This is a genomic window from Streptococcus intestinihominis (genome assembly GCF_046824975.1).
Lineage (GTDB): Bacteria > Bacillota > Bacilli > Lactobacillales > Streptococcaceae > Streptococcus.
Genome location: NZ_JBKQBL010000004.1, coordinates 201,045 through 203,208 on the forward strand (window position 1 = coordinate 201,045; position 2,164 = coordinate 203,208).

At 42.8% G+C, this 2,164-nt stretch carries 3 protein-coding genes and 1 pseudogene; all 4 read right to left on the minus strand.

Annotated elements, in window-relative coordinates; genetic code table 11:
* Nucleotides 1-566: pseudogene (locus ACLOR3_RS07850) on the minus strand (HPr(Ser) kinase/phosphatase); the annotation flags it as partial.
* Between the two features lie 389 nt (nt 567-955).
* On the minus strand, nt 956-1,231 hold the full coding sequence (locus ACLOR3_RS07855; protein WP_048689503.1) for a PspC domain-containing protein: 276 nt from the start codon (nt 1,229-1,231) through the stop codon (nt 956-958).
* 72 nt (nt 1,232-1,303) lie between these two features.
* Nucleotides 1,304-1,744, minus strand: coding sequence for a SprT family protein (locus tag ACLOR3_RS07860; RefSeq protein WP_411399926.1), 441 nt, complete (start codon nt 1,742-1,744; stop codon nt 1,304-1,306).
* Nucleotides 1,731-2,164, minus strand: a 434-nt coding sequence (locus ACLOR3_RS07865; protein ID WP_412037121.1) for a S1 RNA-binding domain-containing protein, incomplete at its 5' end; no start/stop codon positions are given. The genes ACLOR3_RS07860 and ACLOR3_RS07865, both read right to left, overlap by 14 nt.

The following is a 2,164-nucleotide window of genomic DNA, read 5'->3' on the forward strand; positions in this document are numbered from 1 at the left end:
AAGGTCATCTCATCACGGGCGAAGACATCTACCCGGTCATCTGCTACCAAACGATGGCCTCGTTTGACGAGCTCTAACCCAGTCTCACTCTTCCCGATTCCACTATCTCCTTGGATCAGAACACCCATGCCATAGATATCCATCAAGACACCATGGACACTAGTTCTTTCCGCAAGGAGAGAATCTAGGTAGCTTGACAGTTCACCAGACAGGCGACTAGTTGGAACGCGACTGCTTAAAATCGCGATTTGCTTTTCCTCAGCGGCGCGAAGCATTTCTTCGGGAACCTCTAGATCCCGCGCGATGATGAGTACCGGTGTTTCCGGCTGGAACATCTTTCTCAAAACTTGGTGACGATTGTGGGAGGTCATCTTGATGAGGTAAGACCACTCTTTCATCCCAACCAATTGAATTCGTTCTGGAGTATAGTAATCAAAATATCCTGTCATTTCAAGTCCAGGACGTGAAATATCTGCCGTTGTGATTTCTTTTTCAAATAGGCTTTCATTGCCGTACACAACCTTCAAACGAAGCTTATCAATTAAATCTCGGACTGTTATTGCCATAGGCTTCTCCCTTTTTGTTTTCTCTTACTATTATAGCAAATTATCCCAGGTAAGACTTGCTCAAGCATCTTTTTTTAGTATCGAAACTGATGCTATTATTCTCACACTCATTCCAGTACTATTTGATGTTTCTCTTTATCCTTGTTATCCCATATTTCTATCGTTTCTTCATTTTAAAAAAAAGATGAGAGTGGGACAGAAATCGGTAATTCGTTAGAATTCGATTTCGTCGTCCCACCTCCGCACAGTTGAGTAGGGCTGTAAAAGCTGATGAAATCAGCGTAGTAGAGCTCACTCAACCACTGCGTCTTGCTCGATAATCCAAAGACAATTGAGAGGCTAGGACTTTTGTCCCAGCCTCACATTCTTATTCGATTCATGAAAATTCTTTAAAAGAATGGATCATCGTCTTTGATTACTTGTGCATCCTTCCGTTTGCGAGGTCCGAGGCCATACTTTTCTCTTTCAAGGTCTTCTTTATACGGCAAGGAGAAGGCACACAGGCAATAAATTGCCAAGCCTACAAGCCCATAAGCATGAAAGATACTAAAGAGCACAAAGAGAAAACGCAATAGGTTTGCATCGAGCCCAAATCGATCCGCTAGTCCAGCAAATACTCCGAAAACGATTCTGCCTCGACGTAATTTATAAAAAGTTGGATTCAAGGGCCTACCTCCTATTATTTTAGAACAGTATATCCCGAAATCAAGTCACTGTCATCCGACTCAAGGCCGATTTCATGACTCAATTGTTCCTTGATACTTAAGTAGTCCTCGACACCGCCCACAGCGGTACTTTTGCAGATCAATTTGCCGCTTTCTCCTGAATTCTTGCCCACAGATCGTACAAACATATATCTTATAGTTTCCCTTATCAACTGAAGGGGCATACCGCAAGCCGTCTACTTCTCTAAGCAAGGTCTTGAAGTCCTGGTCCTGATGGCGATACCCCTTTTTCATATAGTAGAGATGGTAGTGACACAACTCATGGCGGACAATCTTTCGAAAAATCTCCCAGCCAAATCTTTCTAGGATTCTTGGATTGAAATCTAGATGACCATCTTTAGGAAAGAAGCGACCGCCGGTCGAACGCAAACGAGGATTCCAGATGGCTTGGTGAAGAAAAGGGCGACCAAAATCTTCCAGCGATACTTCTTGAACGTATTTAGTCAGATTCATGTGGTGCCAAGAGGGAAAGATTTACTTTTTCCCGTTCTAAATCAATCTTGTAGACCCAAACGGTCACTAGGTCACCAACTGAAACAACTTGACTTGGATGCTTGATAAATTGCTGACTCATCTGTGAAATGTGGATCAAACCATCTTCATGAATCCCAATATCGACAAAGGCTCCAAAGTCAACAACATTGCGGACAACTCCTTCTAATTTTTGACCAATCTTCAAGTCTTTCAAATCAAGAACATCCTGGCGTAGGACAGGAGCATCAAAAGAATCACGTAAATCGCGACCTGGTTTGAGAAGATCTGCGACAATATCTTTCAAGGTTTCAGGACCAATTTCAAGTTCCTGGGCCATAGAAACCGTGTCAATTTGTTTCAATTTGGATTGGGCATCTTCATCCATTTCCGTGATCCCTA